26 protein-coding genes and 2 tRNA genes are annotated in these 26,071 nt (G+C 61.8%); 7 read left to right on the plus strand and 21 right to left on the minus strand.

Annotation, left to right across the window (positions count from 1 at the left end):
• Positions 1 to 5: 5 nt before the first annotated feature.
• The 5 genes from J2Z31_RS10630 to J2Z31_RS10650 form a co-directional block, all read right to left on the minus strand.
• Positions 6 to 1,010, minus strand: coding sequence for an ABC transporter permease (locus tag J2Z31_RS10630; RefSeq protein ID WP_209601855.1), 1,005 nt, complete (start codon positions 1,008 to 1,010; stop codon positions 6 to 8).
• Entirely contained in the window at positions 1,010 to 1,990 is a 981-nt protein-coding gene (locus tag J2Z31_RS10635; protein WP_209601856.1) for an ABC transporter permease, read from the minus strand. The genes J2Z31_RS10630 and J2Z31_RS10635 overlap by 1 nt, the downstream gene beginning before the upstream one ends.
• Positions 1,987 to 3,498 (minus strand): sugar ABC transporter ATP-binding protein, encoded by a 1,512-nt coding sequence (locus tag J2Z31_RS10640; protein ID WP_209601857.1) that lies wholly within the window; start codon positions 3,496 to 3,498, stop codon positions 1,987 to 1,989. Before J2Z31_RS10640 ends, J2Z31_RS10635 begins: the two co-directional genes overlap by 4 nt.
• Before the next feature lie 279 nt (positions 3,499 to 3,777).
• Positions 3,778 to 4,767, minus strand: coding sequence for a rhamnose ABC transporter substrate-binding protein (gene rhaS, locus J2Z31_RS10645; RefSeq protein ID WP_209601858.1), 990 nt, complete (start codon positions 4,765 to 4,767; stop codon positions 3,778 to 3,780).
• 118 nt (positions 4,768 to 4,885) lie between these two features.
• Complete coding sequence (locus tag J2Z31_RS10650) at positions 4,886 to 5,698, minus strand: DeoR/GlpR family DNA-binding transcription regulator (RefSeq protein ID WP_209601859.1); 813 nt, start codon at positions 5,696 to 5,698, stop codon at positions 4,886 to 4,888.
• 198 nt (positions 5,699 to 5,896) lie between these two features.
• Between J2Z31_RS10650 and J2Z31_RS10655 the strand changes: the two genes are divergently transcribed.
• The 5 genes from J2Z31_RS10655 to J2Z31_RS10675 all read left to right on the plus strand — a co-directional run bounded on the left by J2Z31_RS10655 (position 5,897) and on the right by J2Z31_RS10675 (position 10,615).
• The gene (locus J2Z31_RS10655) at positions 5,897 to 7,996 is read left to right on the plus strand and encodes a bifunctional rhamnulose-1-phosphate aldolase/short-chain dehydrogenase (RefSeq protein ID WP_209601860.1); all 2,100 of its coding nucleotides are present in this window, start codon (positions 5,897 to 5,899) and stop codon (positions 7,994 to 7,996) included.
• Positions 7,997 to 8,009: 13 nt separating this feature from the next.
• Positions 8,010 to 9,302 carry an L-rhamnose catabolism isomerase gene (rhaI, locus tag J2Z31_RS10660; RefSeq protein ID WP_209601861.1) on the plus strand — a complete coding sequence of 431 codons (1,293 nt, stop codon included), beginning with the start codon at positions 8,010 to 8,012 and terminating at the stop codon, positions 9,300 to 9,302.
• Between the two features lie 198 nt (positions 9,303 to 9,500).
• A complete protein-coding gene (locus tag J2Z31_RS10665) occupies positions 9,501 to 9,755 on the plus strand; it encodes a GlsB/YeaQ/YmgE family stress response membrane protein (RefSeq protein ID WP_209601862.1) in 255 nt (84 codons plus the stop codon).
• 126 nt (positions 9,756 to 9,881) lie between these two features.
• Entirely contained in the window at positions 9,882 to 10,070 is a 189-nt protein-coding gene (locus J2Z31_RS10670) for a hypothetical protein (RefSeq protein WP_209601863.1), read from the plus strand.
• Between the two features lie 83 nt (positions 10,071 to 10,153).
• A complete protein-coding gene (locus J2Z31_RS10675) occupies positions 10,154 to 10,615 on the plus strand; it encodes a YbaK/EbsC family protein (protein WP_209601864.1) in 462 nt (153 codons plus the stop codon).
• Positions 10,616 to 11,000: 385 nt separating this feature from the next.
• Here the strand turns inward: J2Z31_RS10675 and J2Z31_RS10680 are convergent.
• The 10 genes from J2Z31_RS10680 to J2Z31_RS10725 form a co-directional block, all read right to left on the minus strand.
• Positions 11,001 to 11,076: transfer RNA gene (locus J2Z31_RS10680), tRNA-Phe, on the minus strand.
• A gap of 209 nt (positions 11,077 to 11,285) precedes the next feature.
• Positions 11,286 to 11,498 (minus strand): DNA gyrase inhibitor YacG, encoded by a 213-nt coding sequence (yacG, locus tag J2Z31_RS10685; RefSeq protein WP_209601865.1) that lies wholly within the window; start codon positions 11,496 to 11,498, stop codon positions 11,286 to 11,288.
• A 6-nt stretch (positions 11,499 to 11,504) separates the two neighbouring features.
• Positions 11,505 to 12,125, minus strand: coding sequence for a Maf-like protein (locus tag J2Z31_RS10690; protein ID WP_209601866.1), 621 nt, complete (start codon positions 12,123 to 12,125; stop codon positions 11,505 to 11,507).
• A gap of 126 nt (positions 12,126 to 12,251) precedes the next feature.
• A complete protein-coding gene (infA, locus tag J2Z31_RS10695; protein WP_004435948.1) occupies positions 12,252 to 12,470 on the minus strand; it encodes a translation initiation factor IF-1 in 219 nt (72 codons plus the stop codon).
• Between the two features lie 276 nt (positions 12,471 to 12,746).
• Complete coding sequence (locus J2Z31_RS10700; protein ID WP_209601867.1) at positions 12,747 to 13,214, minus strand: arsenate-mycothiol transferase ArsC; 468 nt, start codon at positions 13,212 to 13,214, stop codon at positions 12,747 to 12,749.
• Between the two features lie 12 nt (positions 13,215 to 13,226).
• A complete protein-coding gene (locus J2Z31_RS10705; protein WP_209601868.1) occupies positions 13,227 to 13,703 on the minus strand; it encodes a UPF0262 family protein in 477 nt (158 codons plus the stop codon).
• Entirely contained in the window at positions 13,700 to 14,998 is a 1,299-nt protein-coding gene (hisD, locus tag J2Z31_RS10710) for a histidinol dehydrogenase (RefSeq protein WP_408022030.1), read from the minus strand. Before hisD ends, J2Z31_RS10705 begins: the two co-directional genes overlap by 4 nt.
• Positions 14,999 to 15,039: 41 nt before the next feature.
• On the minus strand, positions 15,040 to 15,480 hold the full coding sequence (locus J2Z31_RS10715; protein WP_209601870.1) for a DUF2948 family protein: 441 nt from the start codon (positions 15,478 to 15,480) through the stop codon (positions 15,040 to 15,042).
• A 95-nt stretch (positions 15,481 to 15,575) separates the two neighbouring features.
• On the minus strand, positions 15,576 to 16,868 hold the full coding sequence (gene murA, locus J2Z31_RS10720; protein ID WP_209601871.1) for a UDP-N-acetylglucosamine 1-carboxyvinyltransferase: 1,293 nt from the start codon (positions 16,866 to 16,868) through the stop codon (positions 15,576 to 15,578).
• Positions 16,869 to 17,036: 168 nt separating this feature from the next.
• Positions 17,037 to 17,249 carry a hypothetical protein gene (locus tag J2Z31_RS10725; protein ID WP_209601872.1) on the minus strand — a complete coding sequence of 71 codons (213 nt, stop codon included), beginning with the start codon at positions 17,247 to 17,249 and terminating at the stop codon, positions 17,037 to 17,039.
• 267 nt (positions 17,250 to 17,516) lie between these two features.
• On the opposite strand from J2Z31_RS10725, the gene J2Z31_RS10730 reads away from it, so the two are divergent.
• A tRNA-Thr gene (locus J2Z31_RS10730) sits at positions 17,517 to 17,591 on the plus strand.
• Between the two features lie 59 nt (positions 17,592 to 17,650).
• Here the strand turns inward: J2Z31_RS10730 and J2Z31_RS10735 are convergent.
• From J2Z31_RS10735 to J2Z31_RS10745, 3 genes are all read right to left on the minus strand, one after another.
• Entirely contained in the window at positions 17,651 to 19,552 is a 1,902-nt protein-coding gene (locus J2Z31_RS10735) for a potassium transporter Kup (RefSeq protein WP_209601873.1), read from the minus strand.
• Between the two features lie 630 nt (positions 19,553 to 20,182).
• On the minus strand, positions 20,183 to 22,435 hold the full coding sequence (locus tag J2Z31_RS10740) for a PBP1A family penicillin-binding protein (RefSeq protein ID WP_209601874.1): 2,253 nt from the start codon (positions 22,433 to 22,435) through the stop codon (positions 20,183 to 20,185).
• Between the two features lie 112 nt (positions 22,436 to 22,547).
• Positions 22,548 to 22,859, minus strand: coding sequence for a hypothetical protein (locus J2Z31_RS10745; RefSeq protein WP_234939356.1), 312 nt, complete (start codon positions 22,857 to 22,859; stop codon positions 22,548 to 22,550).
• Positions 22,860 to 23,133: 274 nt separating this feature from the next.
• On the opposite strand from J2Z31_RS10745, the gene J2Z31_RS10750 reads away from it, so the two are divergent.
• Positions 23,134 to 23,280: a hypothetical protein gene (locus tag J2Z31_RS10750; protein ID WP_209601875.1), complete on the plus strand. Its 147-nt coding sequence runs from the start codon at positions 23,134 to 23,136 to the stop codon at positions 23,278 to 23,280.
• A gap of 141 nt (positions 23,281 to 23,421) precedes the next feature.
• Here the strand turns inward: J2Z31_RS10750 and J2Z31_RS29760 are convergent, their stop codons facing one another.
• The 3 genes from J2Z31_RS29760 to pncA form a co-directional block, all read right to left on the minus strand.
• Positions 23,422 to 23,634, minus strand: a complete 213-nt coding sequence (locus J2Z31_RS29760; RefSeq protein ID WP_328243298.1) for a hypothetical protein — start codon at positions 23,632 to 23,634, stop codon at positions 23,422 to 23,424.
• Between the two features lie 282 nt (positions 23,635 to 23,916).
• Positions 23,917 to 25,221, minus strand: coding sequence for a nicotinate phosphoribosyltransferase (gene pncB / locus J2Z31_RS10760; RefSeq protein ID WP_209601877.1), 1,305 nt, complete (start codon positions 25,219 to 25,221; stop codon positions 23,917 to 23,919).
• A 148-nt stretch (positions 25,222 to 25,369) separates the two neighbouring features.
• Positions 25,370 to 25,969, minus strand: coding sequence for a bifunctional nicotinamidase/pyrazinamidase (gene pncA, locus J2Z31_RS10765; protein WP_209601878.1), 600 nt, complete (start codon positions 25,967 to 25,969; stop codon positions 25,370 to 25,372).
• Between the last annotated feature and the right edge of the window lie 102 nt (positions 25,970 to 26,071).

The following is a 26,071-nucleotide window of genomic DNA, read 5'->3' on the forward strand; positions in this document are numbered from 1 at the left end:
GACCCTCATTGGGAGAGGCGGCGGCGAGCGCGCTGCCACAAGATCGGCAAGGCGATGACCGAGATCAGCAGCAGGCCGATGAAGATCGACATGACGATACCCGGGACGTTCAAAAGGCCAAAACCGAAGGTGACCATGCCCATGATCAGCGCAGCCAGCACGACGCCTGGGATGGTTCCCGAACCGCCGAGAATGTTGACGCCACCGAGCACGACCATCGTTACCACTTCGAGTTCCCAACCGAGCGCGATCGAGGGCCGGGTAGAGCCGAGCCGCGAGGTGAGGCAGATCGAGGCGAGCCCCGCCATCAGTCCGGTCATCAGGAACAGCGCGAATTTTACCCTGGCCACGCGCACTCCCGAAAACAGCGCCGCGGTCTGATTGTTGCCGATCGCATAGACGGCACGACCGAAATTCGTCTTGTGCAGCAGGACGCCGTAGATGACGGCGAGCAGCACGAAAAGGGTGAACTCGAAGGAGAAGACCCACCAGACATAGCCTTGGCCGAACCAGGCGAAGCTTTCCGGATAACCGGTAAAGGCCTGATCGCCGAGAACGATGAAGGAGAGACCGCGAAACAGGCTCATGGTGCCGATCGTCACTACGATCGATGGCAGGCCGAGACCGGTGATAAGGAGACCGTTGACCGCGCCGCAGACGAGCCCGACGCCAAGGCCGATCGCGACGAGCGCCGGCGTATCCAAACCGAGCTGCACCGCGTAACCCATGGCCGTCGAGGCGAGCGCGATGATCGAAGCGACCGAAAGGTCGATCTCGCCGGAAATGATCACCAGTGCCATTGCGAAGGCGATCATCGCCTTCTCCGTGAAATTGAAAGTCGCGTCCGACAGATTCCACGGATCAAGGAAGTAGGGAGACGCCAGCGAATTGCCGAGGAAGATGGCGGTCGCGACGACGACAAGCAACGCCTCCCAGCTCTTCAGCAGCCGGGCGCTCCGCCCCTGCAGACGATCGGGGATGGTGCGCGGTGAAAGTTGAGCGTGGGCCATCAGACCGCCTCCGCTTTCTTAAGAATGACCCTGCCCTTGCGCCGCTCGGCGCGGGCATTGACGGCGACGGCGATGATGATGACGGTGCCGGAGATCGCCATTTGCGCGAAGGGCGAGATGTTGATCACAGGCAGCGCGTTCTTGATCACGCCCAGGAAGAGCGCCCCGAGCACCGCGCCTGCGACGGAGCCGATGCCGCCGGCGATTGAAATGCCGCCGATGACGCAGGCCGCGATGATGTCGAGTTCGAAACCGGCGGCGATATCGACATAGGCGACCGCGTAACGCGACACCCAGAGATAGCCGGAAAGCCCAGCCAGCGCGCCCGAGAGGCAATAGGCAAAGAAGCGCGTGCGGCCGACGTCGATGCCAGTGTAGATCGCCGCATGCGGATTGCCGCCGACCGCGTAGAATGCGCGGCCGAGCGGTGTGCGGCCCATCACCACGAACATCAGCGCGATCATCACGAGCGAAAGCCAGGAGAGCACCGGCAGCCCGGCGAGATCTTGGCGCGGCAGAGCCTTGAAGGCGTCGCTCATCTCATGCGCGTTGATCCATTTGCCGTCGGTCAGGAGAAAGATCAGGCCGCGGTAGATCGTCAGCGTGCCGAGGGTCACGACAATCGGCGGGATGTCGAGTTTCCAGACGAGCGTGCCGTTCACCATGCCGAGCAGCCCGCCGAGCACCATCACGGCGACGATGACGAGCGGGATCGGCAGACCGGGAAAGGCCGTGTTCAACATCGCCGCAACCATGCCGCAGAGCGCGAGGTTCGCCGCCATCGACAGGTCGATGCAGCGCGTCAGGATCACGGCCATCTGCCCGAGCGCCAGGATGATCAGGATCGAAGTGTCGTTATAGACTCGTGCGAGATTGGCCGGCGCCACGAAGCCGGGGAAGCGCAGGGCGATGACGGCCAGCAGCACCATGATCGCCACGACGAGCAGGATTTCGCGGTTCTTGAGGAGCTTGGCCATCATGCGGCTCTCCCTTCCGGCTGCGCTTCGATACCGGCTGCGGCGCGAACCAGTTTCTCCGCAGTGAGTTCGGAACGCTCGAACCGGCCGGCGATCCGCCCTTCGCGCATGACGATGACCCGGTCCGACATTCCCATGATCTCGGGGATTTCCGAGGAAACCATGATGACGCTAAGCCCTTGAGCCGCGAGCTCGCTCATGAAGGCATGGACTGCCGCCTTGGAGCCGATGTCGATGCCCTTGGTCGGCTCATCGAGAATGATGACCTTGGGTTTGGTTGCCAGCCACTTGGCGATCACTACCTTCTGCTGGTTGCCGCCGGAAAGCGTGCCCACGTCCTGATCGAGTGAGGCGGCGCGGAGATCCAGCCGCGACGTATATTCCCGGGCCAGCGCGAACTCGTTGGCTAGCCTCAGGAAGCCCGTGCGTGACGTGTGGGAAAGCGACGGCAGGGTGACGTTCTGAAAGATCGGCATGCCTATGATCGCGCCTTGGCGGCCGCGCTCTTCCGGTACGTAGACGATGCCGGCGCGGATCGCTTCGGCGGGACTGCGGATCACCAGCACCTCACCGTCCAGCCTGATCGCGCCCGCCGACGGCCTTGTGATACCTATTAAAGACTGCATGAACTCCGAACGGCCGGCGCCGACGAGCCCGTAGAAGCCGAGGATTTCGCCGCGCCTCAATTCGAAGTTGATGTCTTCGAACTCGGTCGGATGGCGATAACCGGAGACGGTCAGCACCGGCTCGCCGATCCCGACCTCTTTCTTGGGATAGACGGAATCGACGGAGCGGCCGACCATCATGCGGACGAGATCGTCCTGCCTGACATCGGCGATCACTCCTTCGCCGACCATGGTTCCGTCGCGAAAGACGGTGTAGCGGTCGGCGATCCGGAAGATCTCGTCGAACTTGTGGCTGATGAAGAGGATCGCCTTGCCGTCGGCCTTGAGCCGCTCGATCAGTGCGTAGAGTTCGTGGATCTCCTTGTGCGACAGAGCCGCGGTCGGCTCGTCCATGATGACGACGCGGGCGTCGACGGAAAGCGCGCGGGCGATCGCCACCAGATGCTTCCTGGCGATTCCGAGATCACGCAGCCGGATCGTCGGGTCGAAATCCGCGCCCGCCCGGTTGAGGAGGGCGGCAGCATCGGCGTTGAGCTTCTTCCAGTCGATGAGGCCGAAGCGGTTGCGTGGCGCGTGGCCGAGAAAGATGTTCTCGGCGACGGAAAGCTCGTCGAAGAGCACTGTCTCCTGGTGGATGGCGGTAACGCCGGCGCGGGCAGCGGAAAGGGCGGTCGGAAACGCGGTTTCCGTTTCTCCGACGCGGATCACGCCGGAATCCGGTTGATAGATACCGGTGAGGATCTTGACGAGCGTCGACTTGCCTGCGCCGTTCTCGCCGATCAACGCCGTCACCGAACCCGGATAAAGCGTGAGCGAAACCTCCGAGAGGGCACGCACGCCCGGAAAGGACTTGGAGATGCCCTCAAGCGCGATGGCGGGCTTCATCCGCGATGTGGTCGTATCCTGCAACAAGAGAGAGTCCACCAATTCAGTTGTTTTTCTGAGGCGGTCGGCCGGCAGAACCGCCCTTGGATAGCCGGCCTGCCCCTCTCCTCGGGTTTAACCCGAGGACTAGCCCTCTCCGCGCAAGCGGGGAGAGGGGACCCTTTCGCTGACCGCGCTCGCGCTAACGTTCATGGGCGAGGCGGCGCCGCGAGTCCCCTTCTCCCCGCGAGCGGGGAGAAGGTCGCGGCAGCGGGATGAGGGGCAGATCCCCTCCCCCGATCAGAAGATCTTCGCGAATTCCTCGACGTTCTTGGCATCATAGACGAACGGGTCGGCCATAGCGCCTTCATTATTCTCGTCGAGCTTCACCGTGCCCATGCGGCCCATCTTCAGTTCCGCACCGGGCTTGGCCTCGGCACCCTGGATCAGATCGTAGGCGATCATTGTCGCCGAATAGCCGAGGTCGATCGGATTCCAGATCGCGAAGGACTTGGAAGCGCCCGACTTGACGTGGCCGGCCATTTCGGACGGAAGGCCGAGACCCGTAACGTTGATCTGGCCGATCTTGCCGGCGTCTGTGACGGCCTGCGCGGCGGCGACGATGCCGACCGAGGTCGGCGCGATGATCGCCTTCAAATTCGGGTGGGACTGAATGAGGCCCTGGGTCTCGCGATAGGATTTGTCGGCAAGGTCGTCACCATAGACGGTCGCGACGACGTTGATGCCCTTGTAGTTGTCCTGGACCTTCTTCATCTCGGCGATCCAGGTATTCTGGTTGGTGGCCGTGGCCGAGGCGGAGAGCACGGCGACGTCGCCGCCTTCCGGCAGATGATCGGCGGCAAGCTTGATGATCATATTGCCGATGAGGGCGTTCGAAGACGGGTTGAGGTGCATCATCCGGCCTTCCTTGGCGACGCCCGAATCCCAGGAGATAACCTTGATGCCGCGATCCATCGCCTTCTTCAGCGCCGGCACGAGCGCGTCGGTGTCGTTGGCCGAGACCGCGATCGCATCCACCTTCTGAGCGATCAGCGAGTTGATCACCTCGATCTGGCCTTCCGCCGTCGTCGACGTCGGGCCGGTATAGATGACCTCGACGTCGCCGAGTTCCTTGGCCGCTTCCTGGGCGCCCTTATTGGCGGCCTCGAAGAAGCCGATGCCGAGCGCCTTGACGACAAGCGCGATCTTCTTGTTCTCCGCATGAGCGGCATTGGCCATGAGAGCGACCGCAACGGCTGCAGTCACCATCAATGATTTGAGAACCTTCATCACTTTCTCCTCCCTTGGCCGAGCATCCGGAGTGGATGCCTCTTGCGGCCGACAACTCAACTCAGCAGCTTTCCGCGACAGCGCACGAAAGCCAGCCCACTCCCCTCTCCCACCCGCCTCAGGCGAATGTCGAAGCAGTCTCCGCGTCGCCCGCCGCCCGTGTGTGGGCAATGACGAGATTGACGCCGGCATTTTCAAGCATCGAGGCATGCCTGTCCTCGATACCCGGATCGGTGATCACGGTGGTGATGCGCTTCAAGCCGCAAAGAATGAGGCTCGAGCGCTTGTGAAATTTCGAGGAGTCGACGAGGACGACGAGTTCGTCTGCCTGGTCGATCAGCTTCTGCTCGGCCTGGATCAACAGCGGATCGGCCTCCATCAGCCCGAGCGGACCGAGCCCCTGCGCGCCCATGAACATGCGCCGCGCATAGAAGTTGCGCGTCACGTCGTTTTCGAATGGGCTCAAGATGATGTTCTGCTCGCGATAGATCGTGCCGCCGGACAGCATCACCGTGTTCTTCGAATGCTTCAGCAGATGCTCGGCGATCGGAAAGGAATTCGTGAAGACCTGCATTCGGCGGTTCGCCAGGAAATGCACCATCTGGAAGGTCGTCGTGCCGCCATTGATGATGATCGGCTCGCCTTCCTGACAAAGGGCCACGGCCTCGCGGGCGATCGCCTGCTTCTCCCGCGCATGCAGCCCCTCGTTGACGCTGAAGGGCCGGCCGGCAAGGCCGACGAATTGCGGCGGATTGATTGCCTCGGCGCCGCCGCGCACCCGGCGCAGGCGTTTCTGCACGTGAAGCGATGCGATGTCGCGGCGGATCGTAGCCTCCGAACTGCCGGTGAGTTCCACCAGTTCAGCCACAGTCACGACCGGCTTTTCCTGCACCGCCGACAGAATGATCCGGTGTCTTTCTTTCTCGTGCATGCGCTCCTCCGATGTCCCGCATGCTTCCATCATCCCCAAGCATTGTCAATCAGTATCGATCATATATTTTCATTGTGCGCTGCAGTATGACTGATTTTGATCGTTTTTGATTGACAATCGTAGATCTCCCGTGTGATCTGATGACGATCAATCGCGCGGCGTAAGCACAAGCGGGCCACCGACCGGGAGGAATTCGACATGCTCGACAAGCAACAGGGCGCACGCCTGGCCAATCTCTGGGACGACACCAAGGCGGCGGGGATGAGCGAGCCCGAGCGGCTCCTCTATCGGTCGAACCTGCTCGGCTCCGACAAACGCATTACCAATTACGGTGGCGGCAACACCTCCGCAAAAGTCATGCAGAAGGACCCGCTGACCGGCGAGACGGTCGAGGTGCTGTGGGTCAAGGGATCGGGCGGCGATGTCGGCACCATCAAGATGGACGGCTTCGCCACGCTTTACATGGATAAGCTCCGAGCGCTGAAGGGTATCTATCGCGGCGTCGAATTCGAAGACGAGATGGTCGGCTACCTGCCGCATTGCACCTTCAATCTCAATCCGCGCGCCGCCTCGATCGATACGCCGCTGCACGCCTATGTGCCGAAGGCGCATGTCGACCACATGCACCCGGATGCGATCATCGCCATTGCCGCCTCGAAGAACAGCAAGGAATTGACGCAAAAGATCTTCGGCGACGAGATCGGCTGGCTGCCCTGGAAACGCCCGGGTTACGAGCTCGGCCTCTGGCTCGAAAAATTCTGCCTCGAAAACCCGAAGGCACGCGGCGTGGTGCTCGAGAGCCATGGCCTCTTCACCTGGGGAGACACGGCCAAGGGGGCCTATGAGACGACGATCGATATCATCAACCGCGCGATCGCCTGGTTCGAGGGCGAGAATGGGGCACCAGTCTTCGGCGGGGCGGTGAAGCCGGTGCTAGAAGCCGCCGAGCGCGCCACTGTTGCAAAGCGGCTGATGCCGGTGATCCGCGGGCTGATCAGCGCCGAGGAAAAGAAGGTCGGCCATTTCGACGACAGCCAGGCAGTTCTCGATTTCGTCTCGTCAAGAGATTTACAGTCACTCGCCGCGCTCGGGACGAGCTGCCCGGACCACTTCCTCAGGACGAAGATCCGGCCGCTGGTGATCGATTTCGATCCGGCAAAGCCGGATGTCGAGAAGACGCTTGCCGGCCTTCCCAAAGCGATAGCCGCCTATCGCGCCGACTACGCGGCGTATTACGAGCGCTGCAAGCGCTCCGACAGCCCGGCGATGCGCGACCCGAATGCCGTCGTCTACCTCGTTCCGGGCGTCGGCATGATCACTTTTGCAAAAGACAAGGCGACGGCGCGCATCTCCGGCGAATTCTACGTCAACGCGATCAATGTCATGCGCGGCGCCTCCGGCGTTTCGACCTATGTCGGCCTGCCGGAGCAGGAAGCTTTCGACATCGAATACTGGCTGCTCGAGGAAGCGAAACTACAGCGCATGCCGAAGCCGAAGAGTCTTGCCGGGCGTATCGCCCTCGTCACCGGCGGTGCCGGGGGCATCGGCAAGGCGACGGCCACCCGGCTGATCCAGGAGGGCGCCTGCGTCGTCCTCGCCGATATCGACGAAGCGGCGCTCGAAGCGGCCGAAAGCGAGCTTGCCGGTCGCTATGGCAAGGATTTCGTCCGAGCGGTCAACATGAACGTGACGAGCGAAGCGGCGGTCGAAACCGGCTTCGGCGACACGCTGCTTGCGTTCGGCGGCCTCGACATTCTTGTTTCCAATGCCGGCCTTGCCTCCTCGGCGGCGATCGAGGACACGACGCTCGCGCTCTGGAACAGGAACATGGACATCCTGGCGACGGGCTATTTCCTGGTCTCGCGCGAAGCCTTCCGCATTTTCCGTATTCAGAATGCCGGCGGCAACATCGTTTTCGTCGCTTCGAAGAACGGCCTTGCCGCCTCGCCCGGCGCGTCGGCCTATTGCACCGCCAAGGCCGCGGAGATCCACCTCGCCCGCTGCCTGGCGCTCGAGGGCGCGTCGGCGCAGATCCGCGTCAATGTCGTCAATCCCGATGCGGTCTTACGCGGCTCGAAGATCTGGACCGGCGAATGGAAGGAACAGCGCGCCGCCGCCTACAAAATGGACGTCGACGAGTTGGAGGCGCATTATCGCGAGCGCTCCATGCTGAAGCTCAGCGTTTTCCCGGAGGACATCGCGGAAGCGGTCTACTTCCTCGCCTCCGACATGTCGGCGAAATCGACCGGCAACATCGTCAATGTCGACGCGGGCAATGCCCAGTCGTTCACGCGCTGAGAAGGAGGCTGCCATGACCTCCATGATCAGCACATCCGTTATCGAAGCTGAGAACGAGAGCCGCAAGGAAGCTCTCAAGCGTGACTATGAAGGCCTCGGCGAACGGCTCTCCCGCCGCGGCATCGACATCGAATCCATCAAGAGGAAGGTCGCGGCTTATGGCGTCGCCGTCCCATCCTGGGGTGTCGGCACCGGCGGCACCCGCTTTGCCCGTTTCCCCGGGCCCGGCGAGCCGCGCAATATTTACGATAAGCTTGAAGATTGTGGGGTCATCCATCAGCTGACGCGCGCGACTCCGAGCGTATCGCTTCACATCCCCTGGGACACGGTCTCCGATCTTTCGGCGCTGAAGGAGAAGGGCACGGCCCTTGGCTTGAGCTTCGACGCCATGAACTCCAATACCTTCTCCGATGCACCCGGCCAGGCGCATTCCTACAAGTTCGGGTCGCTCACCCACACCGACGCGGCGACGCGCCGGCAGGCGGTCGAGCACAATCTCGAATGCATCGAGATCGGCAAGGCGCTCGGCTCGAAGGCGCTGACGGTCTGGATCGGCGACGGTTCGAACTTCCCGGGCCAGAGCAATTTCACCCGTGCCTTCGAGCGCTATCTGGATTCGATGAAGCAGGTCTATGCGGCGCTCCCCGACGACTGGCGCGTCTTCACCGAACACAAGATGTATGAGCCGGCCTTCTACTCGACCGTGGTGCAGGACTGGGGAACCAACTACCTGATCGCCCAGGAGCTCGGCCCTAAGGCCTTCTGCCTAGTCGATCTCGGACATCACGCACCGAACGTCAACATCGAGATGATCGTCGCCAGGTTGATCCAGTTCAGGAAACTCGGTGGCTTCCACTTCAATGACTCGAAATATGGCGACGACGACCTCGATACCGGCTCGATCGATCCGTATCGGCTCTTCCTGGTCTTCAACGAGCTCGTCGACGCCGAGACGCGCGGCGCGAAGGGCTTTGATCCGGCGCATATGCTCGACCAGAGCCACAATGTGACGGATCCGATCGAAAGCCTGATGACGAGCGCGACGGAAGTCTGCCGCGCCTATGTCCAGGCGCTGATCGTCGACCGCGAGGCGCTCGACGGCTATCAGCAGGAGAATGACGCGCTGATGGCGTCCGAAACGCTGAAGCTGGCCTTCCGCACCGACGTCGAGCCGATCCTCGCCATGGCCCGCCTCGAAGCGGGCGGCGCGATCGCACCGGTTGCGACCTACAGGGCAAGCGGCTACCGCACCAAGGTGGCGGTCGAACGGCCGGCAGTCGCCGGCGGTGGCGGCGGTATCGTCTGAGGCGACCTTGATCAATTGCTACCGCATTCATGGCCCCGGTTCGTTTCGGACCGGGGCTTTTCGTCGCTGCCTTTTCGCTCCGCGAGCAGAAATCCCATTCGCGCAGAAAATCGCCTGCGCGCCCGAATTTGCCGTATCTGATCTCAAGGGAGAAGTTATCTTTCCAAGAGCGAATCGCGCCTTCCGAGAGGAGAATCAATGGGCATCGAAAGCATTCTGGTATACCTGCTCGTCGGGGCTGTGGCCGGGTGGCTCGCCGGTCTGATCGTGAGCGGCTTCGGTTTCGGGCTGATCGGCAATATGGTGGTCGGCATCCTCGGTGCTCTCATTGCCGGTTATCTGTTTCCGGCCCTCGGCGTCACGCTCGGCACCGGCATTCTTGCTGCGATCATTCATGCGACGATCGGCGCTGTCATTCTTCTGGTGCTGATCCGCATCGTCAAACAAGCCTGAAGGCGCGATGGCGGCCTCACGCACGATCCCTTGGATATTGCGGGTCCAGGCACCAAATCATGAGAGAGCACGGCGCTGCAGGAATCCATGGCGCGCGGTTTTCAAGAAGGATGAGCGGAGGAAAGAATGAACGACATCTATGGCGACAAGATCGAGACGGCACTCCAAACCTACATCAACGATCATCAGGGCAGCCTTACGCGCGAGCAGGCAATCTCCACGATCCTGGAAAACTGGTTCGCAAGCCACGGTTATCTGCCGCCACAGCAGGAGGGCATGCGGCCGGAGGAGCTTGACGCCTCGAACGACGACTGAGACATTCGCGCGTCCCCGCGACACCGGTGTAATGCTTGCGCCACCGGTGTGCTTTTGTCATTCACCAGCCCAGATCGCCCGAAATGAGCCTCGCCTCCGTCAAAGCATTCTTCTTGGAACACGCCCCGGACATCGATGTCATCGAACTCAAGCAGAGCACCGCGACCGTGGCGCTCGCGGCCGAAGGCCACGGCGTCGAGCCGGCGCAGATCGCCAAGACGCTGGCGCTGCGTGTCGGCGACGATGTGATCCTGATCGTTACCCGCGGTGACGCGCGGCTCGACAACAGGAAGTACAAGGCCCGCTTTGGCACCAAGGCGCGTATGCTCGACCTCGCGGAGTTGGAGGCCGAAACCGGCCATCCGGTCGGCGGTGTCTGCCCCTTCGGTCTTGCAAGGCCGCATAGCGTCTATTGCGATGAATCCTTGAAAGCGTTCGATATCGTCGTGCCGGCCGCCGGCGCGACCAATGCCGCGGTCCACATCAGCCCTCACCGGATGGCGGAACTGACCGGCGCGGAATGGATCGACGTCTCGGAAACGTGAGCGTCCGCCGCCCGCCGGTCGCGGCAGCCCGCGGATTCGAGCGATTTCTCACTTTCAAGCCGCTTAGAGCACGGCCAACAGGACCATGAGCGAACCGAGCGAAAGCCCGGCGATGATGCTCATCAACAGCTTCATCATGTGCGTGGTCATTTCCTCGCCCCTTGCCTGCGGCCCATTCGGATGAACGCAGACACGACAGCCGGGCCGCGCCGACCAAACGGCTTTGCGACCCGCCCCTCCCGATACCCTGGAATTGTCCGACAACTTGGTTAACGAGTCATCCTGCCAATGAGGCTTAGCCCGCAGGCGAGGTGAGGCAACGTGCCGCCGCATCCGACAAGATGCGAACTGCAACCCCGAGATTTTACGATCTTTAGCAAGCTAATGGTGCCCGGAGGCGGATTCGAACCACCGACACGCGGATTTTCAATCCGCTGCTCTACCAACTGAGCTATCCGGGCATTTTGCCGTTGATGGCAACGGCTTCTTCTTGAGAAACCGCCGGGGCGCTTGGTTCGCCGCCGGAAGCGAGCGCGGTTATAACATCTTGTTCGGCCGTGTCCAGCATCAATCGATTCTTTTTTGACGAATTTGGTCGGCAGTGGAAAAACGGCGAAAAGCCAAGGGTTTCAGCAGGATCACCCGGACTTGATTGGAGGAGCGCGGACCGTCAGCGCTCGTCGCCGTCATCCGCCTTCGACTCGTCGTCGGCAACAGGAATCGCATAGGATCCCGAGAGCCAGCGGTTGAGATCGACATTGCGACAACGCTCGGAGCAGAAGGGATAGTGCTCGCGCACCGACGGACGACCGCATTCCGGACAGGGCCGCGTTGCGCGCAGGGGCTCGACGTTCGAACCGCTTTTCTTGCCTTCCCCGGTCACTGGCCTTCAGCCTTCAATCCAGCTGCCATGCACGTCAAACCCCTCGCCGACGAGGAGGTTGACGGTCTCATAGAGCGGCAAGCCTACCACATTTGTATAGGAGCCGACGAGCTTGACGACAAAACTTCCGGCAATGCCCTGGATGGCATAGCCGCCGGCTTTGCCGCGCCATTGGCCGGAGGCAAGATAGCTCTCGATGTCCAGGTTCGAAAGGCGCTTGAAGCGCACCTTGGTGTCGACGACCTTCTGCCGGAACGTCCGGTCGGGCGTCACGAGGCAGATGCCCGTATAAACGCGATGGCTGCGGCCGGAGAGGAGATGCAGCGCACTCGATGCCTCGCTGATGAGCTCCGGCTTCGGCAGGATGCGGCGGCCGACACAGACGACGGTATCGGCCGCGAGAATGTAGCTGCCGTGCCAGTCCGCTTCCCCCTTGATCGCCGCCAGCGCCGCCTTCGCCTTCTCCGCCGAAAGTCGGCGCGCCAGCGAGCGCGGATGCTCGGCACGCTTTGGCGTTTCGTCTAGGTCCATGGGGAGCAGCCGGGCAGGCTCGATACCGACCTGCACCAGAAGCTCGACGCGACGCGGCGATCCGGACGCCAATATCAGTTTTTGGGGCACTGTCATCGAAGCGAGCCGTCAATCCCGGGGTGGCGCTCCAGCGCCCTTTGTCGTCTGGTCGAAGCCAAGGAAAAATGTGCAGCCATCAAACGTTTGTGGTTGTGCGTCTGGTGACGCACGCCGCTGGGAGGCTTACTTGAAGCGGTAGGTGATCCGGCCCTTCGTCAGATCGTAAGGAGTCATTTCGACGAGCACCTTGTCGCCCGCGAGAACCCGGATACGGTTCTTGCGCATACGGCCAGCCGTGTGGGCGATGATCTCGTGCTCATTCTCAAGCTTGACGCGGAACGTCGCGTTGGGGAGCAATTCAGTGACCACGCCCGGGAATTCGAGGACTTCTTCTTTCGCCATGCAGGGTTGTTCTTTCTCGCGTTTATTCGCGGATGCGCCACGCATCCATCAGAAATTTTGGCGGAAACTACACAATCGCCAGGGTTTTGTGAACCCGCCTTGATGCCGCTTTTCCGCAATAGCGCGGGAGGAGGGAAAGCATGCGCGGTTTCCCGTCCGCATTCCGCGCCAACTTATTGAAACGAAAGAAGTTATGATTTCAGGCCGATCTGTCTAAAATCTGCGTGATCTCATGACTTTCCTCCGCGTCAGTGCGACGCTCGAGAGCAAGGCCGCTCAGGCGCCCTTGCGCAGACCGTTGCCGGCGAGCCGGCTCAGGATCAGCGCGGAAAGGTGGTCGCGCACCGCCCGATAGGCGTCGACGATCTGCTCCCGCGTGCCCATCGCCACCGTCGGATCAGGCGTCGGCCAATATACCACCTCGACGGCCATAGAGCGCGTCAGTTCAAGCGCGACGTGATGGGCTTCCGGTGCCAGGGTGACGATCACGTCGAAATAATCGTCCTCGAGCTCATCGAGTGTGCGCGGCTGGTGTCGGCCGATGCTCAATCCGATCTCCTCGAGAACGACGTCGACGAAAGGATCGCGTTCGCCGTGCCGGACGCCTGCCGAGGCGACATAGGTTCCTCTCGGCAGCGCCGCCCTCGCGATCACCTCGGCCATTGGCGAGCGGATCGCATTCATTCGGCACATGAACAGAACGGATCGGGGCGTTCTGAAATCCGTGAAGGCGGTCCCGGTCATCTCCGCCTCCCGTCAGCCGCGCCAGTAAAGCACACAGACCAGCGTGAACAGGCGGCGCGCCGTATCGAAATCCAGCCTGATCTTGCCAGAGAGTCGGTCCATCAAGGTCTGCGAGCCCTCGTTGTGAATGCCGCGCCGACCCATGTCGATCGCCTCGATCTGGCTCGGCGTTGCTGATCGAATCGCCTCGTAATAGCTTTCGCAGATCATGAAATAATCTTTCACGATCCGGCGAAAGGGCGTGAGCGACAGGATGTGCGTGGCAACGTCCGTGCCACCGTCTGTCGAAATCGCGAAAACGAGCTTGGAGTCGACCAGCGACAAATTGAGCCGGTAGGGCCCGCCTGGATGGCCGAGGGGTTCGAACAGGTTCTCCTCGAGGAGGTCGAATATCGCAACCGCGCGCTCGTGCTCCACGTCAGGTGTCGAGCGGCCGATCGTCTCGTCCAGAACGATGTCGCAGAGCCGGAGGTTGCGATCGGCCTTCATCCCTCTCCCCCGAGATTGAGGCGGAAGGCGACGGACCGGGCATGGGCCTCGAGCCCTTCCGACTTCGCAAGTGCGATCGCAGCCGGGCCGAGCGTGCGCAATTGTTCCGGGCCAAGCCGGAGGATCGAGGTGCGTTTCATGTAATCCAGCACCCCGAGGCCAGACGAGAAGCGGGCCGAGCGCGCCGTCGGCAGGACATGATTGGAGCCGCCGACATAATCGCCGATCACCTCCGGCGTATGGCGACCGATGAAGATCGCCCCGGCATTGCGGATCTTCGGCACCATCGTGTCCGGATCGGCCATTGCCAGTTCGAGATGCTCCGGCGCGATGCGATTGGCGAGCGGCACGGCGTCGTCGAGCTCCGGCACCAGGATTATGGCGCCAAAGTCGCGCCAGCTTGCCGTCGCCGTCTCCGCCCGCGGCAAGGTCTTCAACTGCCGTTCGACCGCGTTTTCGACTGCGTCACCAAAGGCGGCATCGTCGGTGATCAGGATCGCCTGCGCGCCGGCATCATGCTCCGCCTGCGCCAGGAGGTCGGCGGCGATCCAATCCGGATCGTTGTCGCCGTCGGCGATCACCAGCACTTCCGAGGGGCCGGCGATCATGTCGATGCCGACGGTTCCGAAGACCTGCCGCTTGGCAGCCGCGACATAGGCGTTGCCCGGGCCGACGATCTTCGCCACCGGAGCGATGGTCTTCGTGCCATAGGCAAGGGCCGCAACGGCTTGCGCGCCTCCGATGCGGTAGATTTCCTCGACGCCGGCAAGCCGCGCCGCCGCGAGCACGGCAGGGTTAATCGCTCCGCCGCTCGCCGGCACGACCATGACGATGCGCGGAACGCCGGCGACCTTCGCCGGCAGCGCGTTCATCAGCACCGAGCTCGGATAGCTTGCCGTCCCGCCCGGGACATAGAGGCCGACCGCATCGATCGCCGTCCAGCGGGAACCGAGGCCGACGCCCATCGAATCCTCATAGAGATCGTCTTTGGGCAATTGCCGGCGATGATGCGCCTCGATCCGGGTTGCCGCGACCTTCAGCGCGCCCAGAACTTCCGGCTCGACCGCATCGATCGCCGCGTCGATCTCGGCCGCCGTGACCGCCATGCCGGTCTTTGCAAAGTCGATTCCGTCGAAACGGGCGGAATAGTCGGCGAGCGCCGCATCGCCTCGCGCGCGGACGTCATCGATGATGGCGCGCACTGTGGCGTTGACGTCCTCCGACACCTCCCGCTTCGTTGTCAGGAAGGCGGCGAAGTCACGTTCGAAGCCGCTGTCGAGAGAGTTCAGCCTCATAGCCAATGCGATGGTCCTTTTGAATGGTGACGAGCGGTCAATCAAGCGCCTTCGGGATGGCGCGGCTTGAACGCGGTTTCCCAGGCGCCGCCGGTATCGGTCAGCTGCGCCTCGATGCACTCGACGTCGAGTGCGATTGAGGCATCGCCGGCAAGCACGAGCTCGATCGTACCCTCGGGGCCCTCGCCCCTGACCGAAAAGCGCACGGCGAGCAGATCGAGCACCGCCTCCGCGTCGCTGCGATCGAAACCGAGGGAGCGCACGGCGGTGACGCACTTGAACAGCAAGACCGCGCGGCGCCGTTCGAAATTGCGCCGTTTGCCTTCGGCCTTTTCCCAGGCGAAGCGGTTGATCACCAGCGAGAATTGATGGCGGCGGCCATCGTAGAGAATGCCGGCCACCTTGAAGACTGCGTCCTGCACGTGAGCGGACACGACACTCAGGTCCTCCTCGTCGAGTGCCAGCAGTTTCAAAGCGTCCATGCGAACCATCCCTGTTTCATCGCCTGTTGCGTCGCAACCGCCAAGGACATAGGACGCGCCCGAAACCGCAACGGTTTCAGGCGTCAAGAGGCGAATCAGTCGCTGACGCGCTCTACGTGAGCGCCGCAGCGAGTCAGCTTCTCCTCTAGCCGCTCAAAGCCGCGATCGAGGTGATAGACGCGGGAAACCATCGTCTCGCCTTCGGCCGCCAGGCCGGCGATGACGAGCGAGACGGAGGCGCGCAGGTCCGTCGCCATCACCGGCGCACCCTTCAACCGGTTGACGCCATCGATCTTCGCCGTCTGGCCGGAAAGCGAGATTTTCGCGCCCAGACGCGCGAGCTCCTGCACATGCATGAAACGGTTCTCGAAGATCGTCTCGGTGATGTGGGAAACGCCGCTCGACTTGGTCATCAGGCCCATGAACTGGGCCTGCAGGTCGGTCGGGAATCCCGGGAAGGGATCGGTGACGATATCGACCGGCCGTATCCCGGCGCCATTGCGCACCACCCGGATGCCGCTGTTCGTCGCGCTGATCTCGGCGCCCGCCCGGCGGATCGCCTCGAGCGCCGTCTCGAGCAGGCTCGCATCGGTATCCTCGAGAATGACGTCGCCGCCGGCCATCGCCACCGCCATCGCATAGGTGCCGGTTTCGATGCGGTCGGGCAGCACCCGGTGGCGCGCCCCCGACAGCGAGCGCACGCCCTCGATCGTGATCGAGCTCGTGCCGTGGCCGGAAATCTTCGCACCCATGGCATTGAGGCAGCGGGCGAGGTCGGCGACTTCGGGCTCGCGCGCCGCGTTGCCGATAACCGTCGTACCGTTGGCAAGGGTCGCCGCCATCATCATCACATGCGTGGCGCCGACCGACACCTTCGGAAACACGTAGCGTCCGCCGATGAGCCCGCCTTGCGGTGCCGTGGCATTGACATAACCACCGTCGATTTCGATGTCGGCGCCGAGCGCCGTCAGCCCCTCGATGAAGAGATCGACCGGACGCGTACCGATGGCGCAGCCGCCCGGCAGCGACACGCGCGCCTTGCCTTCGCGAGCAAGCAACGGCCCGATGACCCAGAAACTTGCCCGCATTTTCGAGACGAGCTCATAGGGAGCCGTGGTCGAGACGATATTGCGGCTCGTGAAATGGATCGTGCGGGCATAGCTTTCGCCCTGGCGCTCGCGCCGGCCATTGACGGAAATGTCGGCACCATGATTGCCGAGAATGCGGATCAGCTGCTCGACATCGGCGAGATGCGGCACGTTTTCCAAGGTCAGCGTATCGTCGGTCAGGAGCGACGCGATCATCAGCGGCAAGGCGGCGTTCTTCGCGCCGGAAATGGGGATGACCCCGCGCAGTTCATTTCCGCCAACGATCCTGATGCGATCCATGAGACCTCTCGTACGGGCGCCGCCCGCTTTCCAATATCCAGTGTTGCTAAGGGGCGTCTCTTAGTGGAGATGCCGAGAAAATAGAAGTGCCTTGAAATGCAAGTCAAAGAGATTGCGTCGGCGGCGAGGGCCACGCGTCATTCGTGCCGTCCTCGATCGCGCCAGGACCTAATCTTCCGATTCGTCCGTTTTTGCGGCGGGCAGGCCTGAGGTCTCGTCGGCCCCGCCCGACCGGCGCGCACGGGCCTGTTGCTTGCGGCGCTGGAGATTGTCGCGCAGGTTCTTTGCCAACCGTTGGCGCCGCGCCTCCGCCTCGTTCGCGGCTTCATGCGCGCCGCTTCGCGAGCCCGGTGTGCGCCCCTTGTCGTCACTCTTCTGCATGGAGCATGGATTAGCGCAAATGCGGCGATTTCGGAAGCGGCAAAGCCGATTCCGCCGATGTGGAACTCTGAAACACACCGGGCCGCGTTCCCGTCACTCCAGCAGTCAAGCAGCTGAAATCATAGGCTGCCGTGGTTTGATTCCGGCTCCACGAGGCGGCTCGGAGATGCCGTCGGGCCAAAATCTTCGAAACGCGGCTTGCGCTCTCTCTCAAGCTATGGCAATAGGCGCTCGCTTGCTGCGGCTCGTCACAGACCGCCGCCGGATGCTGCTATAGCTCAGGGGTAGAGCACTCCCTTGGTAAGGGAGAGGCCGAGAGTTCAAATCTCTCTAGCAGCACCAGCCTATCCCAAGGAAAATTCAAAAGAACAGCGCTTGCTGCGCGTACGAGCGCGCCGACGCTACACGACCACTTGCTCTCCCAGCTCGACGACCCGGTTTGGGGGCAGGTGGAAATAGTCGGTCGGGTCGATCGCCGATGCCGCCATGGCGATGAAGAGTTTGTCCTGCCAGAGCGGCATGCCGGAGTTCGGGTCTGCAATGAGCTTCCGCCTGCCCAGATAGAACGACGTCGCCATGATCTCAAACTTGAGGCCTGCCTTTCGGCATTGCGCAAGCGCCTGCGACACATTCTGTTCGTCCATGAAGCCGAAGCGCAGCTCCAGTTTGCTGAATCGTTCGGAGAGCTTCGTGAGGGTGAAACGGTCCTTCTCCGGGACATAGGGCACTCTGGCGGTCTTGATCGTCAGGATCACGTTGTGCTGATGAAGCACGTGATTGTGCTTGATGTTGTGCAAGAGAACCGCCGGGGTGGTATCCGGGGTGGCCGTGAGGAAGATCGCCGTTCCGGGGACGACGACGGGAGCGTGTTCTGACTTTCGTTCGGCTGCGGCTATGAACTGGCTCAGCGGAATTTCGTGTCGCGCCGTCTTATCGCGCAGCAGCTTCACACCTTTTCGCCAGGTCCACATCATCGTCATCACCGTGGCGGCGAAAAGGATGGGAACATAGCCGCCGTGGTGGATCTTGAAGAGGTTCGCGCCGAGAAAGATCGCTTCCAGCAAGAATAGCGGGAGCAGGAAGGCCGTAGCGGTCAAGCCGGGCCAGTTCCACAGATAACGGACAAAGGCGAAGGCGAGGATCGTGTCGATGATCATGGCGCCGCTGATTGAGACGCCGTAGGCGGGGGCAAGCGATTCGGAACTGCCGAATACAAGCATGAGAACAAGCACCCCGGTCAGGAGCGCGGTGTTGACCCACGGCAGATAGATCTGGCCCGTCTGGGTTTCCGAGGTGAAGCAGATCTGCAATCGCGGCAGGAAGCCAAGATGGATCGCTTGCCGCACGAGCGAAAAGGCTCCGGTGATCACCGATTGGCTGGCGATGATCGTTGCGGCGGTGGCAAGGATCACCACCGGCAGGATCGCCCACTTCGGGAACATCAGGAAAAATGGATTGGAGGCGGCATCCGGATGGGACAGAACGAGCGCGCCCTGACCGAGGTAGTTCAAGGCCAGAGCCGGGAAGACCACGGCGAACCAGGCCGCCTGGATCGGGCGCCGGCCGAAGTGACCGAGATCCGCATAAAGGGCCTCGGCGCCTGTCACCGTAAGGAAAACGGCCCCGAGCACGATAAAGCCCACGAGGCCGGCATTCCAAAGAAACACGACTGCATGGAAGGGATTGAACGCCGCGAGAATTCCCAGATCGTCGCCGACGTGGGCGACACCGGCCCCTCCAAGGAGAAGAAACCAGACGAGGGTGATTGGGCCGAAGAATCTCGACACGGCCCCCGTACCTTGGGACTGGATGGCAAACAGCAGCACCATGATCGCGACCGAAATCGGCAAGACATAATCGTGTAAGGCTGGGGTCACGAGCCTCAACCCCTCGACGGCGGACAGTACCGAAAGGGCCGGCGTGATCATCGCGTCGCCGATAAACAAAGCGGCGCCCAGAATTCCGGCGGCAAACATCAAGGTCGTATAGCGCGGCGCTCTCTTCATCAGCAGGGCAAGCAGCGACAGCGTGCCGCCTTCGCCATCATTGTCCGCACGCAGCAGAAACAGGACGTATTTGCAGGTAACGATGACTGTCAGGGTCCAGAGCATCAGGGAGATGAGGCCGATAACCTCTTCTCGCTCGACACCGCCGCCAGCAAAAGGCCGCATTGCCTCGCGGAAGGCATAGAGGGGGCTTGTGCCGATGTCGCCGTAAACCACCCCCACCGACCCAAGAGTCAACGCCAGAAACTGGCGCAAACTTTTTGCTCGTACAGGTACATGGTCGAGGGAGGCAGTCACCGGTTCCCCCTATACTCCTTGGGCGCCGTCATACGACTGCGCAAATTCGGGTTTGTCAAATAGGAGCTATACGCACTCAGCGGAGAACGCCCGGAGTTAAAGGAAGTTTCCTGCTGCAGTTTCCATTCATCGGATTCCAATAGAAACATACGGGAATTCAAAGCATTACGGCGCGCGGTGCAGCAGGCGGGGCGCGACAACGTCGTCACGTTCCCTTCCCTCCTTGCACTCGTTCGGGAGCTGAAAAGACCGGGAAACAGCCCTATCGCATCGCGAAGGCGATCAAACGGTGGAAATGATATCGGACGTAATCGGATTGCTCCGCCGATTGGTGCCAGAAAGCACGGCTATAGCGCCCCTGGCAGGCGATCCGATCGGTCGCCCAAAGGGCAGCCAGGATGACGATGGTCATTAGCAAGCCGCGCATGGCGACACCATACTGCTGGTAAATTCAGAAATGACTAAATTAATTGGTTTGCAGATGGCTTCAGGCGAGCACTCTTTGCTCTGTTTTCGTACAGTTGCCGCATGTCTCCTTTAGTCGACCCCGAATTAAGGACAAAGGACATGCAGCCATTCAAGGCGCTACAGGGACTTTGCGCGTCTGAGATAGGACGCGCGGCGCTGTAGCTATTTCTCGCACAGCCTCCGCGGCCCGTGATAAGGCTGGAATGTACAATCGTCGGGGCGGAACGAACGGTAAGCTCTCGCGCAGGCGCGGAAGTTGCAAGCCGGGGCGGAGCCGGCGACCCTCGGCTCGGCCTCCTCCGGACCGCCCTCGGCCAGGGCCGCAGTCATGAAGTTCCGCCAGATCTTTGCAGGCAGCTTGCCGCCGGTGACGTCCTTCATCGGTTTCTCGTCGTCGTTGCCGACCCATACGCCGACGATCAGCGGCTCGGTGAAGCCGATGAACCAGGCGTCGCGGTGGTTCTGGCTGGTGCCGGTTTTGCCGGCCGCCAGCGCTCCTATGTCGGCCTCGCGGCCAGTTCCCCGTGTAACGACCAGTCGCAGCAGACCGACGAGATCCGGCCGATACTGGCTGATGTCGGTCGTCGGTTTTTTGGCCGGGCCGACGCGGAAGGCCTGCGGCTGGCCCTCGGCGTGCAGCGACACGATGCCCCAGGGCTCGATTGGCGCCCTGCCCGCCCGAACGGATGCGTAGGCGCCCGTCAGGTCGAGCAAGTTCACTTCCGAGGAGCCGAGCGCAATGCTCGGCGTGTCGATGAGCTCTGCATCGATCCCGAGTTCTCGCGCGGCTTCGACGACGCGGTCTATCCCGACCTCCATCGCCAAGGCCACGGTGGCCGCGTTCAGCGAGCGTGCGAAGGCTTCCGCAATGCTGACCGGACCGCTATAGCCGCCGCCGAAATTCTCCGGCGACCAGCCGCCTATGTCGATCGGGGCATCGTCGATGGGATCGAAGGGCGTGAGACCCGCCTTGAGCGCGGCATAGTAGACGAAAAGCTTGAATGCCGAGCCAGGCTGGCGCATGGCCGAGACGGCGCGGTTGAAAGTATTCTTCGAATAGTCGCGCCCGCCGACCATGGCGACCACGGCGCCTTCAGGCGTCATCGCCACCAGCGATGCCTGCGATGCGCCAACCTTTGCGCCTTCCCGCTTGAGCGCGTCGGCGACGACCTTTTCGGCGATCGACTGCAATCTCGCCACCATTGTCGTCCTGATCTCAATGGTGCCGCGATAGGGACCTGCAAGTTCGCGCGCATCCTGCATGACCCAATCGGCAAACCAGCTGCCGGAACGGGTCGCCGGCGTCGTCGGCTGAAGGTCCGCAAATTCTGCCCGCGCCGTCTCGGCCTGTTCTGCGGTGATCGTGCCTCCCTTGCGCATGGCTTCGAGGACCGATTCGGCCTGACTGCGGGCGCCCTCCGGATTGCTAAACGGATTGAGCTGCGAGGGCGCACGGATGATTCCCGCGAGCATTGCCGACTCGCCTACATTGAGTTCGTGCACGTCCTTGTCGAAATAGATGCGGGCGGCTGCCGGCACCCCGGTCGCACCCGCGCCGAGATAGATATTGTTCAGGTAACGGGTGAGGATCTCGTCCTTGCCGAGCTTGCGCTCCAGCCAGAAGGCGATCACCGCCTCCTGTATCTTCCGCTTCCAGGTGCGGTCCCGCTCCAGATAGAGGATCTTGATCAGCTGCTGGGTGATCGTGCTGCCGCCTTGGACGACTTCCCCCGCCCCGAGATTGGCATAGATTGCCCGGGCGATGCCCCTGAGATCGATGCCGAAATGCGCATAGAAGCGACGGTCCTCCCTCGCGAGTACGGCATCGATCAGGTGCTGAGGAAAATCCTCTCGCGCCGCATAGGAGCCCTGGAACGGTCCCTGGCTCACCAACGGCTTGCCATCCGCCGTTTCAAGCACCACAACCGGCTTCAGCGAGCCATCGGCAATCTCGTCCCAAGGAACGTCCGCCAAGGCCCAGGCGAAGACGGCGATCAGGAGCACAAGGAATCCGGCGCTTCCGATCAGGGCACTACGCGCCACCATTCTTGCTGTCGGGCCGTGATTGCTCCTGCTTGAATCGCCTTCCCTCCAGCGCCCGCTTCGAAAGCTTCGCAGCGATGAGCGAGCTGCTACAGGCACGTCGATGGCAGACCGCGTCGGATTTCTCCTCAGTCGCCCGCGAAGGGAAATGACGCCCGTGCCGATTATTCCAGCCGCCCTGCGCACAGCCGGCGGCACCTCCTCGCGGAGGGCTCGGCCAAGCCTCGTGAGGGCGCGTCCAACTCCGGCAAGGGCCTTCCGCGTCTTGGCAAAATCCAACCTCTGCTGCTCGGGGCAGTGATCACGATCGAACAGAGGCCCACCCGACCCCTCGTCGTCCCGACCTTCCGACGCGACTTCGCTTTCGGCCATCCGAGCTCCCGATCAGCCGCTCCCTTTGGACAAGGCGTCCAGGAGAGATACGTCTTCGCCTGCTGCTGGCGTTTGGGCGCCCGCAGTGAGAAGCCTGTAGGCGCGTAGTGGATCAGTATAGATCATCGTAGGCTGGAGCCCAGCGGCCGCGCTTGCACTTGATCTCTTCCTTGTATTCGTCGGCGTCCCACTTGCGCTCGATCTTGCAATTGCCGCGCCGATATTCCTCTTTGTAGGCGCTGCGGTACCGATGCTCGCGGTAGTGGCGCCGGGGGTTCCAATCATGGCGCTCCTGGTAGCGAGGAATCCATCGTCCGTGACCGCTTTCGTCTTTCCAGGGATCAGCTGCAGCCGTCCCGGCGGCGATCGTCATCGCTGCAACGAGGGTGAGTACCAGACCGGCAATCTTCCCCGCAACCTCCATTGTAGGCCTCCTTGCCTTCCGCGCATAACGCAATCATCGGCGAGTGGTTGCGACAAACTTGTCCAAAACATGGTCGCGCTACGTCAGGGACGGTAATCCACTGTTCTCAGCTGCCCCTGGAACCATCGGCGCACTCGCTGCCGAAGAACTGCAACCTGTCGTTAACCATAGGTAACGTTACGCGGGGAACAGACGGAGCGCCGCCACAGGATTATCCCGATCTGGCGTTCTTTACGGCCGAGGCCGCAGATCACATGAATTTGGAGGATGAGGAATGGTCAAATCGGGGCTGGGCGCAACGGTCGCCGTTCTCGTGGTTTCGATCGCCGTCAGCGGCATTCTCCATATAGCCCTGTCTCAACACCGGACAGAGGCAAATGCCGCCATTTCCCGCGAGATCACCTCATCGATACCACGCTGAAGGTCGCGTAGCGCGCCTTGCCAGCGCGGCCGTCGCTTGCCTCCATTCCGGGCGCTCGACACGCCTTGGATGCAAAGGCTCGTAGACGCGAGCCTTTCAAGGCTTGCGCTTCCTTCCGCTCTTCAAGAGACGTGGCCGCTTTCAGGAATGCCGGTGATGCGGGTCCGGCGTGAAATCGCCCATCCGAGCCAGGAGCTCGTCGCAGGAGCATTTCTTCTGACCCATGAGGTCGAGAATGCGCCGGGCGGCCCTGTTGGCTTCTGCCCCATCCTTTCCGACGTTGTGCAGAGCGCACCAAATATCGAGTGCTCCTCGCATAACGTCGACGTCATGTGGTGAATAGGCTTGACGCACGAACCCCTCCCAAGGTGTACCTCAATGCGCGCCATCATGGGGCATTTCAGGGGAAATTCAAGAAAATAGTGAGGTACCCCAATAAGTCATACGATTGGGCCCGGAGCGCGGAGATTTCCATCGCTTCCGCGCCGGATGCCAAGCGTCGGTTCGGGTCGCCATCTTAACGGGAGCTTAAGTTTCTACTGCTAAATCTAGCGGTGCGATGATGGACACTCGCAACGCTCAACTCCCCTTTCGAAACCGGCACGCGCCGGTTTCCTTTTTTCCGGATATGGCAGGTCAGACACGAACGGTCTGTTCGACAAAATCCTCGGTGCCAAAGAATTTCAGGTAGCGTTCCACCTCCGCAGGATCGCCTATGACCTTGCGCGGATTGTCAGAGAGCTTGACGGCCGGGCGGCCGTTGGCTTCGCTGACCTTGCAGACGATCGAAATCGGGTTGAGGCCGCGGATCTCCGTGGGCGCGCAATCGGCAAAATCATTGGTGAGGTTGGTTCCCCAACCGAAACTCATGCGCACGCACCCTTCGAAATGGCGGTATGTCTTGATGATTGTGTCGACGTCTAGGCCGTCGGAGAAAATCAACAGTTTCTCCCGGGGGTCGCGGCCCATCTCCTTCCACCAGGCAATAATCCTCTCGCCGCCGTCGATAGGCGGAGCGCTGTCCGGCCTGAAGCCGGTCCAATCCGAAACCCAGTTCGGCGCATTCCTCAGGAAGGCCGCGGTGCCGAACGCATCCGGCAGCACGATCAGAAGATTGCCGCCATAGAGCCGGTTCCAGTCCTGCAGGACCTTGTAGGGCGCCTCGGCAAGCTCTTCGTCGTTGCGGGCCAGTGCCGCCACCACCATCGGCAGCTCATGCGCATTGGTACCGAGCGCCTCCAGATCGGTATCCATGGCGAGAAGCACGTTGCTCGAGCCCGTGAAGGACGCGCCGATGCCTTCCTTCAGTGCCTCCACGCACCAGCGCTGCCACAGGAAGCTGTGGCGGCGGCGGGTACCGAAGTCGGAAATGCGCAGGTTCGGATATTGCCTGAGCCGCTCGACCTTCGACCACATCTTGGCCTTGGCTCGCGCATAGAGTACGTCGAGCGTGAAGGGGCCGAGGCCCTTCATCGCAGCACGCGAGCGCAATTCGTTGATGATGGCGAGCGCCGGTATTTCCCACATTGTCGTCTCGACCCAGCGGCCACGGAAGGTCAACTCGAACTGGCCGTCACGACGCGACAGCTCGTATCCGGGCAGGCGGAATTTGGCGAGCCAGGCGAGGAAATCCGCGGAGAAAATCTGCTTGCGGCCGTAGAATGTGTTACCCGCCAGCCAGATCATCTCCTTTTTGGTAAAGCGCAGGCTGCGCGCGTGGTCGAGCTGATCGCGAAGTTCCTGCTCGTCGATTTCCTCGGCAAGCCGCACGGTTTTGGTGCGATTGATCAGAGAAAAGGTCGCGTCAACCTCCGGGTAGAGCTTCCAGATCATCTGCAACATCAGTAGCTTATAGAAATCCGTGTCCAAAAGGCTGCGGATGATCGGATCGAGCTTCCAGGTATGATTGTAGACCCGTCGCGCAATATCGGTCTTTGGCATCTCAGACAAACGCTCCTTCTGGACTGCGACGATCTCGAGCGGACGGCCCGAAGGGCAGCGCGATCGGTTGCAAAAGTCAGAGCAGGAATCTGACAAAGAAACCGTAAACGGCGCTTCCAAATCCGGACCAACTTTAGAGGTCCTGAGCCTAGATCAAATTGACGCCGGCATTGCGCATGCGTGCCGTCATCGCCGCAAGCGAGCCGTTCAGGTCAATGCCGCGGCAGGCGTCGAGTACCACGGATGTCGAAAAACCCTCGGCCACCGCATCGAGCGCGGAGAAGGCGACGCAATAATCGGTCGCCAGGCCGCAGAGCTGGACTTTCGTGATGCCGCGTTCGCGGAGATAGCCGGCGAGGCCCGTCGGGGTCTTGTGATCATTCTCGAAGAAGGCCGAATAGCTGTCGATCTCTGCTCGAAAGCCCTTGCGCACGACAAGTTCGGCCGTCCTCCATCCAAGGCCGGGGTGGAAGTCGGCGCCCGTGCTGCCCTGTATACAATGATCCGGCCAAAGCGTCTGCTCACCATAGGGCATTGTCGTCGTCTCGAATGGCGCCATGCCGGGATGGCTGGACGCGAAGCTCGAATGGCCGGCCGGGTGCCAGTCTTGTGTCAAGATCACGTGAGGGGCCAGTTCGATCAGGCGATTGATTGCCGGCACGATTTCGTCGCCGCCCTCGACCGGAAGCGCGCCGCCAGGACAGAAGTCATTCTGCATGTCGATGACGATCAACGCTTCATGAGCCATGTGCCCTCCTCGCGGTCAGCCCGTGAGCCGACGATCGCAAATTCGATTCCGATGCAAGATCAATCATAGAACGCGCGGGGCGGCAAGCATGTTCACCGCGCA

The organism is Sinorhizobium kostiense (genome assembly GCF_017874595.1).
Classification (GTDB): Bacteria; Pseudomonadota; Alphaproteobacteria; order Rhizobiales; family Rhizobiaceae; genus Sinorhizobium; species Sinorhizobium kostiense.

Coding starts and splice junctions, on each gene's coding strand:
- J2Z31_RS10630 (WP_209601855.1), bottom strand. CDS start 1,010: ATGGCCCACGCTCAACTTTCACCGCGCACCATCCCCGATCGTCTGCAG.
- J2Z31_RS10635 (WP_209601856.1), bottom strand. CDS start 1,990: ATGATGGCCAAGCTCCTCAAGAACCGCGAAATCCTGCTCGTCGTGGCG.
- J2Z31_RS10640 (WP_209601857.1), bottom strand. CDS start 3,498: ATGAAGCCCGCCATCGCGCTTGAGGGCATCTCCAAGTCCTTTCCGGGC.
- rhaS (WP_209601858.1), bottom strand. CDS start 4,767: ATGAAGGTTCTCAAATCATTGATGGTGACTGCAGCCGTTGCGGTCGCT.
- J2Z31_RS10650 (WP_209601859.1), bottom strand. CDS start 5,698: ATGCACGAGAAAGAAAGACACCGGATCATTCTGTCGGCGGTGCAGGAA.
- J2Z31_RS10655 (WP_209601860.1), top strand. CDS start 5,897: ATGCTCGACAAGCAACAGGGCGCACGCCTGGCCAATCTCTGGGACGAC.
- rhaI (WP_209601861.1), top strand. CDS start 8,010: ATGACCTCCATGATCAGCACATCCGTTATCGAAGCTGAGAACGAGAGC.
- J2Z31_RS10665 (WP_209601862.1), top strand. CDS start 9,501: ATGGGCATCGAAAGCATTCTGGTATACCTGCTCGTCGGGGCTGTGGCC.
- J2Z31_RS10670 (WP_209601863.1), top strand. CDS start 9,882: ATGAACGACATCTATGGCGACAAGATCGAGACGGCACTCCAAACCTAC.
- J2Z31_RS10675 (WP_209601864.1), top strand. CDS start 10,154: ATGAGCCTCGCCTCCGTCAAAGCATTCTTCTTGGAACACGCCCCGGAC.
- J2Z31_RS10690 (WP_209601866.1), bottom strand. CDS start 12,125: ATGACAGTGCCCCAAAAACTGATATTGGCGTCCGGATCGCCGCGTCGC.
- infA (WP_004435948.1), bottom strand. CDS start 12,470: ATGGCGAAAGAAGAAGTCCTCGAATTCCCGGGCGTGGTCACTGAATTG.
- J2Z31_RS10700 (WP_209601867.1), bottom strand. CDS start 13,214: ATGACCGGGACCGCCTTCACGGATTTCAGAACGCCCCGATCCGTTCTG.
- J2Z31_RS10705 (WP_209601868.1), bottom strand. CDS start 13,703: ATGAAGGCCGATCGCAACCTCCGGCTCTGCGACATCGTTCTGGACGAG.
- hisD (WP_408022030.1), bottom strand. CDS start 14,998: ATGAGGCTGAACTCTCTCGACAGCGGCTTCGAACGTGACTTCGCCGCC.
- J2Z31_RS10715 (WP_209601870.1), bottom strand. CDS start 15,480: ATGGACGCTTTGAAACTGCTGGCACTCGACGAGGAGGACCTGAGTGTC.
- murA (WP_209601871.1), bottom strand. CDS start 16,868: ATGGATCGCATCAGGATCGTTGGCGGAAATGAACTGCGCGGGGTCATC.
- J2Z31_RS10725 (WP_209601872.1), bottom strand. CDS start 17,249: ATGCAGAAGAGTGACGACAAGGGGCGCACACCGGGCTCGCGAAGCGGC.
- J2Z31_RS10740 (WP_209601874.1), bottom strand. CDS start 22,435: ATGGCCGAAAGCGAAGTCGCGTCGGAAGGTCGGGACGACGAGGGGTCG.
- J2Z31_RS10745 (WP_234939356.1), bottom strand. CDS start 22,859: ATGGAGGTTGCGGGGAAGATTGCCGGTCTGGTACTCACCCTCGTTGCA.
- J2Z31_RS10750 (WP_209601875.1), top strand. CDS start 23,134: ATGGTCAAATCGGGGCTGGGCGCAACGGTCGCCGTTCTCGTGGTTTCG.
- pncB (WP_209601877.1), bottom strand. CDS start 25,221: ATGCCAAAGACCGATATTGCGCGACGGGTCTACAATCATACCTGGAAG.
- pncA (WP_209601878.1), bottom strand. CDS start 25,969: ATGGCTCATGAAGCGTTGATCGTCATCGACATGCAGAATGACTTCTGT.